This window comes from Caballeronia glathei (assembly GCF_000698595.1).
GTDB classification, from domain to species: Bacteria; Pseudomonadota; Gammaproteobacteria; order Burkholderiales; family Burkholderiaceae; genus Caballeronia; species Caballeronia glathei.
In genome coordinates this window covers 18,527-34,988 of the sequence record NZ_JFHC01000064.1, presented here as the reverse complement: position 1 = coordinate 34,988, position 16,462 = coordinate 18,527, and the positions used below count along the sequence as shown (strand labels likewise).

At 61.0% G+C, this 16,462-nt stretch carries 18 protein-coding genes; 16 read left to right on the top strand and 2 right to left on the bottom strand.

The features are described from left to right. Positions 1-221: 221 nt before the first annotated feature. From BG61_RS29800 to BG61_RS29725, 16 genes are all read left to right on the top strand, one after another. On the top strand, positions 222-1,391 hold the full coding sequence (locus BG61_RS29800; protein ID WP_051672868.1) for a helix-turn-helix domain-containing protein: 1,170 nt from the start codon (positions 222-224) through the stop codon (positions 1,389-1,391). Between the two features lie 3 nt (positions 1,392-1,394). Beyond that, complete coding sequence (locus BG61_RS29795) at positions 1,395-1,634, top strand: hypothetical protein (protein WP_035931431.1); 240 nt, start codon at positions 1,395-1,397, stop codon at positions 1,632-1,634. A 1-nt stretch (position 1,635) separates the two neighbouring features. After that, positions 1,636-1,818, top strand: coding sequence for a hypothetical protein (locus BG61_RS29790; RefSeq protein WP_035931429.1), 183 nt, complete (start codon positions 1,636-1,638; stop codon positions 1,816-1,818). A gap of 1 nt (position 1,819) precedes the next feature. Then, the gene (locus BG61_RS29785) at positions 1,820-2,068 is read left to right on the top strand and encodes a hypothetical protein (RefSeq protein ID WP_035931424.1); all 249 of its coding nucleotides are present in this window, start codon (positions 1,820-1,822) and stop codon (positions 2,066-2,068) included. A 266-nt stretch (positions 2,069-2,334) separates the two neighbouring features. Beyond that, complete coding sequence (locus tag BG61_RS29780; RefSeq protein WP_035931421.1) at positions 2,335-2,562, top strand: hypothetical protein; 228 nt, start codon at positions 2,335-2,337, stop codon at positions 2,560-2,562. Beyond that, a complete protein-coding gene (locus BG61_RS29775) occupies positions 2,559-3,080 on the top strand; it encodes a packaged DNA stabilization gp4 family protein (RefSeq protein WP_035931420.1) in 522 nt (173 codons plus the stop codon). The genes BG61_RS29780 and BG61_RS29775 overlap by 4 nt, the downstream gene beginning before the upstream one ends. After that, positions 3,080-3,292 (top strand): hypothetical protein, encoded by a 213-nt coding sequence (locus BG61_RS29770; RefSeq protein ID WP_035931418.1) that lies wholly within the window; start codon positions 3,080-3,082, stop codon positions 3,290-3,292. Before BG61_RS29775 ends, BG61_RS29770 begins: the two co-directional genes overlap by 1 nt. A gap of 8 nt (positions 3,293-3,300) precedes the next feature. Next, entirely contained in the window at positions 3,301-3,672 is a 372-nt protein-coding gene (locus BG61_RS29765; RefSeq protein WP_035931417.1) for a hypothetical protein, read from the top strand. Next, positions 3,672-5,381 carry a packaged DNA stabilization protein gene (locus BG61_RS29760; RefSeq protein ID WP_081868221.1) on the top strand — a complete coding sequence of 570 codons (1,710 nt, stop codon included), beginning with the start codon at positions 3,672-3,674 and terminating at the stop codon, positions 5,379-5,381. Before BG61_RS29765 ends, BG61_RS29760 begins: the two co-directional genes overlap by 1 nt. Position 5,382: 1 nt before the next feature. Next, the gene (locus tag BG61_RS29755) at positions 5,383-5,793 is read left to right on the top strand and encodes a hypothetical protein (protein WP_035931406.1); all 411 of its coding nucleotides are present in this window, start codon (positions 5,383-5,385) and stop codon (positions 5,791-5,793) included. A 60-nt stretch (positions 5,794-5,853) separates the two neighbouring features. Then, positions 5,854-6,486 carry a hypothetical protein gene (locus BG61_RS29750; RefSeq protein ID WP_051672867.1) on the top strand — a complete coding sequence of 211 codons (633 nt, stop codon included), beginning with the start codon at positions 5,854-5,856 and terminating at the stop codon, positions 6,484-6,486. Next, positions 6,487-7,848: a hypothetical protein gene (locus tag BG61_RS29745; RefSeq protein WP_035931404.1), complete on the top strand. Its 1,362-nt coding sequence runs from the start codon at positions 6,487-6,489 to the stop codon at positions 7,846-7,848. After that, a complete protein-coding gene (locus BG61_RS29740; protein ID WP_035931402.1) occupies positions 7,845-11,390 on the top strand; it encodes a hypothetical protein in 3,546 nt (1,181 codons plus the stop codon). Before BG61_RS29745 ends, BG61_RS29740 begins: the two co-directional genes overlap by 4 nt. An 8-nt stretch (positions 11,391-11,398) precedes the next feature. Then, entirely contained in the window at positions 11,399-11,857 is a 459-nt protein-coding gene (locus tag BG61_RS29735) for a GNAT family N-acetyltransferase (protein ID WP_035931400.1), read from the top strand. After that, positions 11,848-14,139 carry a portal protein gene (locus BG61_RS29730; protein ID WP_051672866.1) on the top strand — a complete coding sequence of 764 codons (2,292 nt, stop codon included), beginning with the start codon at positions 11,848-11,850 and terminating at the stop codon, positions 14,137-14,139. Before BG61_RS29735 ends, BG61_RS29730 begins: the two co-directional genes overlap by 10 nt. Further along, on the top strand, positions 14,136-15,410 hold the full coding sequence (locus BG61_RS29725) for a PBSX family phage terminase large subunit (protein ID WP_075584250.1): 1,275 nt from the start codon (positions 14,136-14,138) through the stop codon (positions 15,408-15,410). The genes BG61_RS29730 and BG61_RS29725 overlap by 4 nt, the downstream gene beginning before the upstream one ends. Here the strand turns inward: BG61_RS29725 and BG61_RS40470 are convergent. Both BG61_RS40470 and BG61_RS29715 read right to left on the bottom strand, forming a co-directional pair. Continuing rightward, the gene (locus BG61_RS40470) at positions 15,407-15,898 is read right to left on the bottom strand and encodes an HNH endonuclease (RefSeq protein WP_075584249.1); all 492 of its coding nucleotides are present in this window, start codon (positions 15,896-15,898) and stop codon (positions 15,407-15,409) included. The two genes, BG61_RS29725 and BG61_RS40470, sit on opposite strands and share 4 nt — an antisense overlap. Continuing rightward, positions 15,895-16,461 carry an aspartyl/asparaginyl beta-hydroxylase domain-containing protein gene (locus tag BG61_RS29715; RefSeq protein WP_232256151.1) on the bottom strand — a complete coding sequence of 189 codons (567 nt, stop codon included), beginning with the start codon at positions 16,459-16,461 and terminating at the stop codon, positions 15,895-15,897. Before BG61_RS29715 ends, BG61_RS40470 begins: the two co-directional genes overlap by 4 nt. Between the last annotated feature and the right edge of the window lies 1 nt (position 16,462).

Here is a 16,462-nt window from a genome sequence, read left to right as displayed (position 1 = left end):
CTAAATATTGGAGCGGAGATGGCCTCTCAAAAGCATAAAGAGCCGGTCGTCACGCACAGCTGCGCGAACTGCCGGCATTACGGTGTATCGCAAAAGATCGCGTGCTGTAAGCGTTATCCGCCCGTACCGGTTTATGACTATTCATCGGGGAACGTCATGGCGCACTATCCAGTAGTCGAGCAGGACGACAAGTGTTCGGAGTGGGCTCCGGTGCTTGCATCATGACGGACCAGAACTTGCGCAAGTGGGCGACGGATCGCGAGCTGAAGTATCTGGACGCCATCGAGGAACAGGGAAGCCGCACGAAGGCCGCCAAGAAGCTTGGTCTGCATCACAGCACGGTCGCTCGGGCGATTGAACTGCTTGAGAAGCGCGCAGCCAGATCGGGGTATGCGCCGGCGTACAACATGACGCACCCAGCGCCGGACGGATTTCTGACCAAGGGCACATCAACTTATTTCGGGAAAGACGGACAGCAGGGCGGCCAATGGGTCAAGACGGATATTGACCGGGAGCGTCAGGCCGAGATCATGCGCGAGGCATTCGGCGCGATGGCGGAGAACGTGCCGCGCCTCGCTCCGATCAAGAGGCCGAAGAAGACGATCGACAATCTCTGCAATCTGATCGTTTTCACGGACTATCACCTCGGACAGCTTTCATGGCATCGCGAAGGTGGTGCGGATTGGGATCTGAAGATCGCAGAAAGCCTGTTGCGGGATAGTTTTATCCACATGGTTGAAACCGCGCCACAGGCGAAGACCTGTATTTTGACAATACAGGGTGATTTCCTGCATAGCGACGGGCTGCTGCCTCTGACTCCGGCGCACAAGAACGTTCTCGACACGGACGGGCGCTTCTCGAAGATCGTCGCATCCGCAATCCGCGTGTTGCGCCACCTGATCGACCACGCGCTCGCCAAGCATGAAACGGTTCATCTGGTGATGTGCGAAGGGAATCACGACGAGGCGAGCTCGGTTTGGCTACGTCAGATGTTCGCCGCGCTGTATGAGAAAGAACCACGCCTGACGGTGAACGACTCAGAACTGCCGTTCTACGTCCACCAGCACGGCGAGATCATGTTGGCGTTCCACCACGGTCACAAGGTGAACAACGAGCAGCTTCCGATGCTGTTCGCGGCGCAGTTCCCGAAGGTGTGGGGCGCGACGACGAAACGATACGCGCACTGCGGCCATCGTCACCATGTCGACGAGAAGGAATACAGCGGGATGATCGTCACGCAGCATCCGACGCTATCAGCCCGAGATGCTCATTCCGCACGCGGTGGCTATATCTCGCAGCGTGCAGCGTCAGCAATCACATACCACGAGAAATTCGGCCAAGTGGCGAGAACGATTGTCACGCCCGAGATGTTCGATAGCGCGGAGAGTTGAGAAATGGCAATGACGATCACATCGCCGATGACGCATGCGGCGGACGCAATAGCGAATAACGTCCAGGAGACGATTTGCGCGGAAATTAAGCGCGTCATCCACGAGCACATCGATCCGGTCATCTCGGAAATTGCAGATGCCAAGGCTCGTGAGCTATGCCGGAACGTGCATGTGGTCATGCAGCGGAATATGGCGATGCCCGGTGACATGAACGTTTATGTGACATTCAAAGCGGGGAATTGAAATGATACTGAAAGAATCCAACAGCGCAGCATGGCTGGTCGAAGTCAAGAAGCGCGTCACCCGGCTGGATCAGATGACCGCGCAGGGTGGAAGCGACGCGGCATGGAAGGAAGCGGGCGAGTTGATCGCTGCTGCTCAGATCCTGCGGGATGAAATCGCGGTAGAGGCGAGCAAGGGAGGGTGAAATGGCAGCGCGTCTACGCAAGACGCACCAAGAGGATGTGAGAGCAAAAATTCAGGCAAGTCAGCTAATAAATGTCTTGCAGAATTATGCACTTGGTGTTACGGAATCCGAAATCCCGATGGGGCGATTGAAGGCGATAGAGATCCTGCTGCGCAAGAGCGTGCCGGACCTGTCGCAATCGTCGCTTGAGTTGAGCGGGAAGGAAGGCGCGCCGGCTGTGCAGGTGAACATTGTCAAGGCGAAGTCGTAAAGCGTTGATATATATCCCATTTAAGATAAAATACGCAGGAAACCTAAGCATTCTGCGTTGCTGGTGGTGCGCGCGGGAGGTTGGTGAGGGTGAGACGTGCTGCGATCCGCGCGAGAAGCACTTTTGAGTCAACGGGAAGCTGAAAATCTGCGCCGCGCGTATGTGCACATACGGCGGAGGCGGTAAGTAGGGTAGAGGAAAGCGCCGCCGGCGTGAAGCGAGGTTCGAATCCTCGCCTTCCCTCCAAATTTTACGAGGTGTCACCTATGACGATTGCCATTTTCAAGCCGATTGCCGATGCGCTCGGAGAGGGCGAGGTTGTGTGGAACAAGCTCGTGCAGAAGGTCGTGGACGAGATCGAGCACGCTGAGCATATCGCCGCGGGCTGGTTCACGTCGGCGCATGCGGCGTTGGAAGCGGCTGATAAGCCAGTCGAAGAGAAGGTCGACGGGCGCACGAAGGCAGCGCGGGACGCCAAGAAGGACGCGTCGTGAGAGCCCCGAAATCGTACTTCGTCGAACAGGGCCTCGCTGAGCTTGGACTGAGCGGCGCAGTCTACGATTTCGAGCCGGAAGACTTGGAACGCATCAGCAATCGCCTGGATGCGAATCTGGCCGAGTTGGAGAGCAAGGGCGCGCGTATTCCTGGCTGGCAATTCGCCGATGCGCCGGGCGTCTCTAACCTGTCGACCGAAGTGAACATTCCGACCGCGCTGGTCAATCTCGTGATTCTGTCCGCTGCGATCGTCGCGGCGCCGAGCATTGGCAAGTCGTTGCATTCGGTCACGGTCGCTCAGTTGAAGATCGCGCGGGATAACTTGCTGTTCTTCAACAAGCCAATCCCACAGTATCAGCGCCCGAGCAACATGCCTGTCGGGTCTGGGAATCAGCCGTGGGCTGATGGAGTTCAGTTTTACCCGCAGCGGCCGCCGAAGCTCGATGCAGGCCCGGATTCGCATATGGCGCCTGACATGGAATTGTGGTCGGGCAACAACAATATCGAGGGGTTTTGATGGCAACGATCAACAATCTCTGCTTCGACCAGACGCCGAACCTCGCCGATCAGGTTCCGATCTACGCGCAGTCCAGCGGCACGACTCAGCGCACGTCGATCAATCTGCTTCTGCAAGTGCTGAATCAACTACCGACCGTGCAACCGGCAGCGGGATCGGGCGAGCTGTGGATCGATACCAGCGCCGGCAATGTGATCAAAGTCGCGCTCTAGGAGCACACATGTACGTTACCGCAGTCAGCCCGCTCAAGACGAAGCACCTTGTCACCGCAGCGACGACCAACGCAAGCATGCTGTCCGGCTTTCCGAGCGATCTGGACGGGATTAGCGGATGGGCGACGGTCACGTGCTACCTGAAGATTTTCGACTTGGCGAAGGCGCCGACGCTCGGCACCGATCTGCCGATGATGACGGTCATGCTGCCGGCGAACGTGCAGGTGTTCGCCAATTTCGGCGTGAAGCCGCTGTCGCTGAAGAACGGGCTCGCGATCGCGGTCACGCTGAACCCGGCTGACACTGACGCGACGGTGCTGGCCGCGGCGAACACGTCGGGCGCTGACATCTTCTACAGCCCGAGCAACGCGAATCCCTGATGGCTCAAGTCCCGTTGGCTAATACGCAATCGCTCCCGGTGCCGTTAATGACCGGGGGAACGAGCACGACTGACGACGGGAATGTGCAGGGCGGATTCGCGGTCAATCTCAAGCTGCGCCAGATCCCGACGAAGGACAAGCCCGGCACGTGCACATCCCACGGCGGCCTGACGCAATGGCTTCCTTCCTCGGCGATCGGCGAGTCGGACCGCGGCGGTATCCTGTGGAAAGACAAGATGTACCGCGTGCAGGGCTCGTCGGTCTATGCATACGCTGCTGACGGAACGCGCACGCTACTCGGGGGTGTTGTTAATGATGGCCTGAAGTGCCGTCTAGACTACAGCTTCGATAATCTGATCATCGTGAGCGCTGGCCTTCTGTATTACTACGCGCCGACCGGTTATAGCAACGCGACCGGCGCAACTGCGGTGAGCGGCGGCACCGGCTACAACGTCGGCGACACGATCACGATTGGCCCGCTTGGGTGCTTCGCGACTCTGACCGTTACGGCGGTATCGTCTGGTGTCATCACGGCCGTTGCAGTTACGACTCAGCAGCGCGTGCTGACGAACTTCATCCCGGCGAATCCAGCGCCGCAAGTGCTGTCTAGCGGTGGAGGAACGGGGGCGACGTTCAATATCGTGTGGACGAGCGTCGGCAACTTCCTGCCAGTGAATATGAGCCTGTCGGCCGGCATCACGCCGATCGTCGACGCGTGCTTCATGGCTGGCTATGTGATCGTAACGGACGGCGTGGACGTCTGGGTTAGCTCGCTGGTGAACCTGACGTTCTTCCCTGGCTACTTCGGGAGCGCGGAATACGATCCGGACGGCATCACGGCAATCTTCAAGCTGAACAATCAGCTGTATGTGCACGGAGTGAACACCACTCAGACGATGGCTAACACGGGCGGGAATAACTTCCCGTTCACCGTGCAGCAGTCTTACACGTTCGACATCGGCTGCGTGTCCCGCCAGACGATGTGCTATTTCAACCGCTCGCTCGCGTGGATTGGCGGCGGCCGGAACATGCCGAACGGCGTATGGATGCTCAACGGCAACGCGCCGGCGAAGATCAGTTCCGCGGCGGTCGACTTCGAGTTGGCGAAGCTGTCGGCCGCACAGGTCGCGGTGGTGACGCTTGAGGCGATCTCGTTTGAAGACTCGGAACTGCTGTACGTGCACCTGCCGGATAAGACGCTGGTGTTCGACGCCACAGCAACGGCCGGGCTCGGCGTGAAGTTCTGGACGCAACTGAACAGCGGAGCGGAAGCCAATGATTTCTATCGCGCTCGCAATTTTGTACGTTTCAACGGCATGTGGGCTTGCGGCGATCTTGCTGACAACCGTGTCGGATTCTTGGATAGCACTACTGGCGGTCACTATGGCGCTCCTGTACTGCATCGCACTTCGAGCCCTATGGTTATGCTGCCGCTGGCATCAGCGGGGCTCCGGTCGGTCGAACTGAAGTGCATCACGGGGCAGGCCGGCGACACGTCGCGTATCGCCATGACCTACTCGTCGGACGGGATTCGCTGGTCGCAGACGCGCTACACGCGGGCGGTTACGCGCGGTGGCTATAGCAAGCGCATCCGATGGCTTCCAGGCGGTCTGACGCGCAACAAGATGCAGGTTCGGATCGATCACGTGACGACAGCTCATGTCACTTGGTTTGGGCTGGACGTCGAACTCGAACCGCTGGCGACCTGACATGGCGAACCTAACTCGCATCCCGCAGATGTTCCTGACGTCCGCTCTCAACGGAGATTCGGCCGTTGCGGATGCTATCGGGAACGTGGTGAACGGTAGCGCAATGAATGGCTACGACCCGGTTGTGTCGGGCGGCACAGCAACGGCTGTGTTCTCGTCGATCGGCACGAACATCTACGTTGAAATTACGTTGGTCACGCCGGGCGGTTTCCCGAGCGTATCGCTTCCATTTACTCACCAAGGATTGAGCAGCCAGAGGGGCGTTATTCCTGGCATATCAGCCGCAGGTGTCGCAGTGACCGGGGTTATCGACCCGGATTCAGCGGATCTCAGGTTGTTTCGCTATGACGGCGCGGCGCTGTCAGCAGGGACGTACTTTTTGGCAGGCACATATCAATCTTCGGTGGGGTGACCTATGGTAGCAGCAGCGGTAGGCGCGGGCGTCGCCGTGGCGGGCGTGGCAGGATCTGCCATGTCTGCCAACGCGGCTGGTGACGCAGCAGACGCGCAGTCGCAGGCAGCGCAGAGCAATCTCGCGCTCGCGACGCGCCAATACGACACGATGCAGCAGCAGATTTCACCGTATCTCGCGGCCGGGCAAACCGGTCTGACGGCGTACGGGGATCTGCTCGGCTCGAACGGCGCCGGCGCGCAGAATCAAGCAATCGGCGACATCAAGAACGGTGCGCAGTTCCAAGGGCTGATGCAGACGGGCAACGAGAACATTCTTGCCAATGCCTCGGCGACCGGCGGTCTGCGCGGCAGCAACACGAGCAACACGCTCGCAAACACGTCGATCAACACGCTCAACGGGCTCATCACGCAGCGCCTCGCTGGATACGGTCAGTTGATGGGCAACGGGCTGAACGCGGTCAGCGGCTCACAGGCGGCCGGGAATGCGTTCACTGGTGCGGCGACCAACGCGAACAACCAGCAAGCCAACGCCGCGACGTCTCAGGCCGGCGCGCTGTCGAATGCGTTCAACTCGGGTATCGGCGCGATTACGCAGGGGGTGAATGCGTACTCGACGATGGGTGGCGCGGCGAATCAGCCGACCTACGGCACGACGGGCGCCGGCAATCCGATCTATTTCACGGGGACGTAAATGGCCGAACTCATCGACTTCTCGAATATCGGGAAGGGCATCGATTCGCAGATGGCGAACGCCGCGCTGTCCGGGCAGCAGATCGGGCTGAACGCGGCGACCGCGCCGTCACGTATCCAGGCGACCAACGCAGCGAACGCGGCGACCGTATCGAACTCCGGGCTTCAGATCGCGAATAATCAGCGTCAACAGGCGTTCCAGATGGAATCGCAGGCGCTGGCGTCGAACCCGAACGCTCAGCCGGCCGACTATCAAGCGCTTGCGGTCAAGTACCCCGAGTTCGCGCAGACGGTCAACCAGAACACGAATCAGGCTCAGACGAATTGGGCCAACATCCGTCAGCGCATGTCGTCGGACGCTGTGAGCACGGTTGCCGGCATGCAGGCTCGGTTGCAGGCGAACGACCCGAACGGCGCGCTCGAACTGTTGGAGGCGCGTGCGGTGCGTCAGGAGAACTCGGGCGACGCGGCCGGGGCTGCTCAGACGCGCTCGTTCGAAGCGTTGATTACGAAGAACCCTGAACAGGCGAAACAGGTTGCCTCGCAGATCCTGAACGCTGGCAGCGCGAACACGGCGGATCAACTGTATGCAAACCAGACATCCCAAGCTCGCGCGGTGGTGGCGCAGAACACAGTCCCGGCAGCGGTCGCTCAGGCGAATGCAGATGCTTCTCGTGCTGGAACGGCAGCCGCGTATGCCCCGCAGCAAGCCGAGGCGGGAATCCAATCGACTCAGGCTGGAACTGGTCTGACGACGGCCCAAACAGGCGTCACCAATCAGCAACTGATCGCGCCTCCCGCGGCGATTGCTGCTGCTCAGCCGGAATACACGGCCGGGCAGACGAACCAGCAGCTGGCCGACCAAGCCGGCGAACTTGCGGGCGCATTCAATCAGGTCGAGAGCGGCGGCACGAGCGGCGTGCTCGGCGCGACGTGGGACAACGCTGGCCGCAAGTGGACGGGCGACACGTCGAAGCTTCAGCAGTTGCGACAGGAAGCCGCGTCGGTCGTGGTGCAAGGCGAGGTTGCGAGCATGGTCAACGGCAACTTCACGGACGCATCGACTGCGAGGGCCGCGGCGAACGTCCCGACGATCACGGACGGTCCGAAAGCATGGGCGACGTATCTTCAAGCGCGGCAGAAATTCCTCGCATCGAAGGCCGCGTGGTCGAACGCGCGCGGCGATTGGGCGCGCAGTAACAACGCGTCGTTCGGCCCGGCATACCGCGATTTCACCATCCAAACGCCTGACGGCAACGCTGTGCTCGTCAAGTCGGGCGACAGCTTCACGAAGTTCGCAAAGAAGGTTGCGCCGACTTATTACACCGCGCCGGGTGAAAACTCCTTCGATCCGACGAAATGACCAAAGATACCTTTCCTGTGTCGTATCGCGATCCGGTCTACGCGGCTGCGGATCAGGCTGCGTCGGCTGCTGCTGGCATTCCGTCTGGCTTGCTGTCGAGCATCAGGCTCGCTGGCGAGAAGTCGAACGCCAATCAGGTATCGAGCGCGGGAGCAACCACGCCGTATCAGTTCACGCCGACGACGCGCCAGTTGATCATCAAGAAGTACAACATCGACCCGACGTCATCGCCTCAGGCCGCGGCTCTCGGTGCTGCGTATCTGCTGAAAGAGGGCATCGAGCGCACTGGAAGCGCAGCGGGCGCGGTCACGCAGTACATTGGCGGCACCGATCCGGCGAATTGGGGCGGCCAAACGCGCGCATACACCAACCGCGTCATGTCGCACTTCACGAAGGGCGGCGGACAGGATACCCCGCAGGCCGAGCCGATCCCGGCTGCTCCGCTTCCGAGTGCTGCGTCGTACGGGCTTGACCCGTCCGTAGTTGGACTTGGCGGCGCTGCTAGTCCGCAGCCTACCGCAACGGTTCAGGCGCCCCAAGCCGCGGCGCCCGGTGCTGGCGTGAACGCTCAGGTCGTCGCGGATTACAACGCCGGCCGGCTGTCGCCCGAGGACATGGATGCAGTCGACCAGCGCGTGAAGTCAGGAAAACTGGCGATTGATCCTGGCGCGTTGCAACGTCCGACCACCGCCCCCGCTCCCAATGCCGCCGGCGCTTCCGGGCCAACGCAAGCAAATCCAACCACCGCCCCCAAGCCGATCGGCCCGCAAACGCTCGCCGCGATGCAGGCTGGCACGCTCACGCCCGCTCAACTGGCAACGATCAAGGCGGGGCTCGACAATGGCACGCTGACCATGCCGGCCCAGGCTCCGCAACAGGCGCCTGCTCAGGACGCGACCGGACCGCAGAACGACGGGTATTTCGTCGCGGGATTGCCTGCTTCGGCCGCTCCGACTGCGCCGCAGGATCCTGCCACGGCTGCGAAGAATGGTTCAACGTGGTCCGACGTCGCGGAAAAGGCTGTTGGCGGTGTGGCGGGCAGTCTGTTGGACATCGCATCAGCCGGCGGTCGTCTGGTTGGTGCGAACGACTTTGCCAATCAAGCCCAAGCCGCGCATCAGCAGATCGACGCACAGATGGCGCGCGACTCGAGCAACAGCGTCGCGGGCAAGGTGGCCGGCGCTGTCGGCTCGGCTGTGCCGTACGTCACGATGGGCGGCGCATCGCTTCCGGGTGCCGTGGCTGGTGGCGCTGTGGCTGGCGCGGCTCCTGCTGTCGCACAGAACAAGTCCGGTATGGAAGTGGCGCGCGACGCTGCTGTCGGCGCTGGCGCTGGCGCTGCTGGCTTCGGCCTCGGCTCGGTCGTCGGTAAGGGAGTCTCCGCGCTGGCTGAGAACCCGACCGTCGCCAAGGGCATCGCGCGTATTCAAGAGATGTTCGGCAAGACGCCATCGGCGGCGACGAAGGTAGCAGCCAGTGGCGCGGCTCCGGACGCTCAGGTCGCGGCCGATATTGCCCGAGCAACGGACAATACGCCCGGCGGACTGGCGACGAAGCTTGAAACGGCTCAGGCGCCGCAAACGCCTGGATATGTGCCGACCGCGGCCGAGCTGGCGAACGACGCCAACGTGACGACGCTCCAGAAGGCGAACACGAACGCGAATCCGTCCATCGCTGCCAACGCGAGCGCGAACAACGACGAGGCGATCGCGCGTGAACTAGCGCAGCAGGGCACGCCGAACAACCCAGGCACGCCGGCCAATCCGCAGGCAGCGGACCAAGCAGCAGAAGCCGCGGCGCAGCGTAGTGATGCTCTGGCGGCACAAGGGCAGGCCGAAGTTCAGCCGATCGCTCAGGACGTCGCTCAGAAACTCCAGACGCCGCAATTCGAAGCGCCGGTCAAACTCGCTCAGCGCATGGCGCGCGACGAGGGCTCGACCGTGTTCGACGACTTGCAGAAGGCGCGGCAGGCAGAAGCCGCCAACACGCTAGAGCAGATCATCGGCACGCCGGAACAGCTTGACGCGCTGAAGACCGCGCGAGGCGCGCAGGCGGCAGATGACTTCCTCGCGACGCATGTCGGCATCCCGGTCGATTCGCCCGAAATGGCTGCGCTTCTGAAGAAGCCCGCAATCAAGAAGGCAATCGCACAGGCCGAGACGACCGCGCAGAACCAGGGCGAGTCGAGCATTTTCACGACCGCTCAGAACCGGGCGAACGCTAATGTCGGCGGGGCGAAGTCTGCGCCGCAGAAGTACGTATCGGGTCGTGGTCTGGTCAATGCCAAGGCGGCTCTGGACGACCAGATCAGCGCAGCCGCGCGTGCCGGCGAGAACTCACAGGTGCGCACGCTTCAGGGAGTCAAGAACGAGCTTCTGACCGTCATGGATACGGCCATTCCCGACTACGGCAAGGCTCGCGCAAACTTCGCCCAGGCGTCCGGCCCGATCGACGCAATGGAGGCGGTGCAGAGCCGCCTGTACAGCGCGATTGATCCTGTAAGCAAGGAGGTCGATCCGGGCAAGCTCGTCACGGCGATCAACAGCATCAAGGCCGAGCAGATGAAGCCCGGTATTCGCGCGGCCGACAAGATTCCGTCCGACACGATCGACGCGTTGACCGAACTTGCTCGTCATTTGCAGAACAAGAACGATCTGACCGGCCTTCCGGCGCAGGGGCAAGAGTACATCCGGCGCGCTCTGGCATCGAGCGAGAAGCACGCTGGCGCGAACGCCGAGTTTCAAAAGGTGCTCGACGCTCAGTCTCCGGCGTACAAGGAACTGCACGGCGCGCACGCTCAGAACGTCGCGTCGATCGAGTCGCAGCGCACCAGCCAGTCGGCTCTCGCGCAGGCTCAGGAAGCGTTGCAGAACGCCGACTCGCCGGCCGGGCTGCGCAGTATCGAGAAGATGCTGCCGGACATGGAAGCGGCCGACCGGGCCAAGGCGATCGCTCTACAGCAACAAAAGGCGCGTGAACTTGCTATGGGCGAGGTGCAGGACCGCAACCTGAACAGCCGCGGCAACACGGAATTCAACCGCAGCACGTTCAAGAACGCATCCGACAAGTACTCGTCCTTCATGTCGAAAGAGGACGCGCAGCAGTTCGCCAACGTGGCAGGCGATCTCCAACGGCAGACGACGACCTATGCCAAGACAGGCAAGATCGGCGGAAGCGATACCGCGCAGAACCAGAGCGCGGGACGGCGATTCGGTCGCAACATCGGCGAGGCGTTCAGGGACAGCGCTGTGCAAAGCCTGATCGGTGGTGCGCTCGGATCTGCTGCCGGGCCGTTCGGCACTGTCGGCGGATTGGCCGCCGGCGCCGTGACAGGCGCAATCGGCCGCACGATCACGCAAAAGGTCTCGTCAATAACCACCGAGAACGCTGCAAAGCTTCTGTCTAACGGTAAACTATTGGCCGCGGCGCTGCGTAATTATGAATCGCTCGCGGCACGCCGTCTGTTCGTCGAGCAACTCTCGCAGAAAGCGGGTTATGTGGCAGGCGCCGCAGCCGCGAATCAGTTTAACAGTCGCCGTTAGGACAACTCATGACCAAGCCCGTTTTCACTGTCGAGCGGTTCCAGGATGTCTACGACGAATTGCTGCCGCTGCTCCACCAGCATTACGACGAGATCAGCCTGCACAAGCTGCAAGGGTACGACCTGAAGCCGAACGTCGCGCTGTACCGGGCTATGCAGGACATGGACCAACTCATGATGATGATTGGCCGCTTGGACGGCCAGATCGTCGCCTATTTTGTCGCGTTTGTGCGCCCGAGCATCCACTACACGGACTGCATGGAAGCTGCCGGCGACATTTTTTATTGCTCGCCCGACCGCCGCGGCGCAATGATCGGCTTGCAATTGTTTGAGGCGGCCGAGCAGGAACTGAAGCGGCGCGGCGTGAAGTGCTTCATGGCTGGCGAAAAGCTTGCGTACCCCGCGGGGGCTCTCTTCGAGCGTCGGGGCTTCGAACCCATCGAACGGAAATTTTGCAAATGGCTCTGACCAAAGAAGAACGACTCGGCAAGGTTTGGGACCGCGCAACGGCCCGGTTCGATCGTGCGTACGCGCCGCAGCAGCAAATTCGGCTGGCGTCGCTCGAAGACCGGCGCTTTGCCTTTGTAGACGGTGCGCAGTGGGAAGGCGGCCTCGGCGCACAGTTCAACAACCGGCCGCGCTTCGTCGTCAACAAGGTGCAGAAAGCCGTGCGTCGGATCGTTTCCGAGTATCGCGCCAATGCGATGACGGTCAACTTCCGGTCGAGCGACGACGACAAGCGCCAGGATGATCTCGACGCGCTCCGGATCGTCTACCGGTCCGACGAGCAGTACAGCGGCGCCCAAGACGTCTACGTGGCAGCGTTCGAAGAAGCCGTGGCGGGCGGTATTGGTGCATGGCGCCTGACGAACGACTACGATCACCGCGCAGAAACCGATCTGGACGACGACACGCCGCAGCGGATCTGCTTCGAGCCGATCCCCGATGCGGATATCAGCGTCTTTTTCGACTCGGACAGCCGCAAGCCGGACAAGTCCGATGCGAAGTGGTGCACGGTGCTGAACCCGATCTCGTGGGACACGTACACGACGGAATACCTGGGCGATGCCGTGACGTTGGCCGAACGCCCGAGCAGCTTCAAGGAAGTTCGCTCGCTGAAACAGTTCGACTGGTTCACGAACGATTCGGTCTACATCGGCGAGTATTACGAGGTTGAGCAGAAGGTCGAGAAGTATTCCGTGTGGCGCGAACCGCATTCCGGGCTCGAAGAGAAGGTCTATTCAGGGCTGGATGCCGAGGAACGAGAGGAAGCAGCCGAGGAAGAGGAGCATTGGGCTTCGGTCGGCTACGCAAAGGTCCGCGAGGGTAAGCGCAACTGTAAGCGCGTGCGCAAGTACTTCCTCGACGGCTGCGGCGTGCTGAAGGACTGCGGCTATATCGCCGGCTCGGAGATCCCGATTGTCGTCGTCTATGGCATCCGTCAGGTGATCGACGGTATCGAGCGCTTTCAAGGTGCTGTGCGGCTGGCGAAGGACTCGCAGCGCCTGTATAACATGCAGATTTCGACGCTGGCCGACATTACCGCGTTCACGCCGCGCGAGAAACCGATCTTCCTGCCGGAACAGGTCGCCGGGCACGAACTCGCATGGGCGAACGATCTCGTCGCGAACAACCCGTATCTGCTCGTCAACCCGATCACTGGCTCGGACGGCTCGTCCACGGTCAGCGGCCCGGTCGGAGCCATCAAGCAGCCGGACGTTCCGCCCGCGCTCGCCGGTCTGGTGCAGATCACCGCGGCCGACATGCTCGATGTGACGGGTGGCGATCTGGCGGCCGGTCAGGTGACGTCGAACACGTCGGACGCTCTGGTGAGCCGCGTTCAGGCGCACCAAGACATGCAGGTCTACATCTTCGTCGACAACATGTCTCGCGCGATGCAACGCTGCGGCAAGATTTATCTGTCGATGGCGTGCGATGTCTACACCGAGGACAACCGGAAGTTTGCAGCGAATGGCGAGGACGGTTCGCCCGAGACGACGACTATCAACGTACCGGCGATCGACGAATCCGGCGCGCCGACCATCGCGAAATGTTTCACGCCCGGTCTGGACGTTTTCGTGGATGTCGGGCCTGCGTTCAACAGCCGGAAAGATTCGACGGTGAACGCTATCGCCAAGATTCTGCCGGGCATCGCTGATCCGCAGATGCAACAGCTGATGGTGGCGACGCTGGTCCGGAATCTGGACGGCGAGGGGATGGACGATCTGGCGAAGTTCGCCCGTATGCAGCTCGTGAAGGCTGGCGTGACGAAGCCGACCGACGAGGAAGCGCAGGAACTGCAAGCCGAGCAGCAACAGGCCGCCAATGCGCCGCCTGACGCTCAGACGGTCGCGCTGCTGGCGCAGGCCCGAGAGTCGCAGGCGAACGCGACCAAGAGCGAAGCATCGGCCGTGCAGAGTCTGTCGGCCGCCGAACTCAACCAGGCGAAGGCAGCGCAGGCGATCTCCGACACGAACGCAAGCCAGTTGTCGACCATCATGGCGATGCTTCAGAACATCAAGGACCAAGTGAACGCGCAGGCCAGCCAGGTGAGCACGCCGCAAGGTCCGATGGATGGCAAGGTTGACGCTGCGATCGCAAGCGGGAATGCGGCGCCGTCTCCGGGCGTCAACGCGCTCCACGGCGTGCAACAGGTCGATCCGTCCGCGCAGCAGTTGACCGCGGGCAACGCGCCGGCCGCAGCCCAGGCGCCGGTACATGTCACCAATCACCCGGCTGTCGGTAGATGAGCGAGGTATCGCTTCCGGAATGGGCTGAATGCCTTCTGACACAGGGTCCGCGCTATACCATCTTTCACGGTGGGCGCGGCTCTGGTAAGTCGATGGCGTGCGCGACGGCACTGGTGATTCGGGCTGCATCGGAACCGCTGCGTATCCTATGCTTCCGTGAAATTCAGGAGTCGATCGACGAATCCGTCAAGGCGATCATCGAGCAGCGCATGATCGATTGCGGGCTCCAAGACTTCTTCGACATCCCGAACAAGAAGAAGGAAATCGTCGGGCGGAATGGCAGCAAGTTCATTTTCCGCGGTCTGAGCGACGAAACGTCGACGTCGATCAAGTCGATGAACGACATCGATATAGCCTGGGGCGAGGAAGCGCAGGCGATCTCCGCTGCTTCACTGAAGCTTTTCCTGCCGACAATCCGAAAGGATACGTCAGAGATCTGGTTCAGCATGAACCCGGAGATGGACACCGATCCGGTCTACACGACGTTCATCGAGAAGCGCCCAGCTAACGCCCGAATCATCCAAGTCAATTGGGACAGAAACCCGTTCTGGAATGCAGCGCTTGAGGCTGAACGCCTGCGCTCGCAAGCGGATGACCCGGACGACTATGATCACATCTGGGAAGGCATCCCGAAGTCCGCAGTCGCCGGCGCTATCTACCGCAAGGAAATGCACGCGCTGGTGACGGGAAACCGCATCCGGCCGCTTTCGGCTGATCCGGCGCTAGGCATCCACGCTGTGTTCGACCTCGGCATCAACGATATGACGTCGATCACGATCGCGCAGGCGGATATCAGCGGCCTACGTGTGCTCGACTTTCACGAGGACAACAATAACGACCTGAAGGATTACAGCGACTGGCTGAAGGGCAATGGATACAAAGACGCCGTGGTGTGGTTCCCACACGACGGGAACGCGCGCTCGATTCAGACGAAACTCACGAGCAAGGCGATGATGGAGTCCTACGGATGGCAGGTTGAGACGACGCCTGACATCGGTGTAGAGCCGGGCATCAAGATGGCGCGCGCGGCTCTGAAGCAGGCGTTCATATCGGACGGCTGCACCGAGCTACTTGAACACCTGCGACGATACTCCCGCAACAAGTCGGGGCATCCGAAGCATGACGAGCACTCGCACGCGGCCGACAGCTTCCGCTATACGGCCGTGGCGATGGCTCAGTTTAAGAACGTGTCGGAGCGCAAGCGCCACAACGCCCACATGGCAGCAAGCGTGCGAATAGTGCCTACGGTGACACACTGGAACCGCACTTAAGCGTGACGGGCAAAGTCTTCATGCAATTCCATGCGGCGCTTCTGGACGGCCTGGGCCGCCTCGTCTAGGCTCTTGAATGAGCCTAGGTGCTCCTTCTTTCCATTCGCTCGAATGATCGCAACGTACCGGGTATATGCGCCGACAGTTTTAATCTGGACGCCTTTTACCCCGGTCGCGTTGTGAGCACGAACTTTAGAATTCCATTGGTTTTCGCACAGCGTGGCTTCTCGAAGATTCGCAAGCCGGTTGTCGGCCCGATCTCCGTTGATATGGTCTATCACCGAAGAGGGCCATCGCCCATAGGCGCAAAGCCACGCGAGACGATGTGATAGGTAGAGTTTTCCGCACACGCGAATCGTCAGATAGCCTTTGCTGTGCGTCGGCTCTGTCTTTGTACGAGGACGACCGCCGATGGCCGGCACTCTCCGTGAAACAACCCCCGTTTCATGGTCGTAGTGCAGAAGCGCGATCAGTTCTGTCTCTGTCATACGTGGAAATCCATCACCATAGAGATTCTGTCCACGGATGACTCGTTGCGGACTTCATGGTCCAGTTCATTCCGGAACCAGAACAATCTTCCAGTCAGCATCTGGATTGTCTCGTCCTTGCTGCCGTCCTTTTCCTCGCCGCAGTAGATCACCGCGCCCGGCTGGCCTTGAATGACCAAGTGAAATCTGCGCCAATAACGCACGTGCTCTGCCGTGTCGGCGTGGCGGAAGATCCGGCCGCCCGGGCGAATCCGGTTCACCATCACGCGCCCGATCCGCGTCGCCTCGACGAACCGCGCCAGATCGAACACGAACGCATGCGCCTGCGTCAGCTTCGACCATGCCGGGTACGCGATCGACTCGTGCTGGTCGTATCCGGCGAGCTGGTTCTGCTTGTATAGCTCGATTTCGTCCTCGCTCATCCCGGTCTGGATCTCCGGGAAGCGGAGCATGATCGTATCGGTATCGCCGAACGGTCCCTGTGGGTAGTTCCGCAGGAACGTGTCGGCCGTCCATAGGTCCGGGTTCATCGAGATCGCCAGCCCAAGGGCGCCGACGTCCATA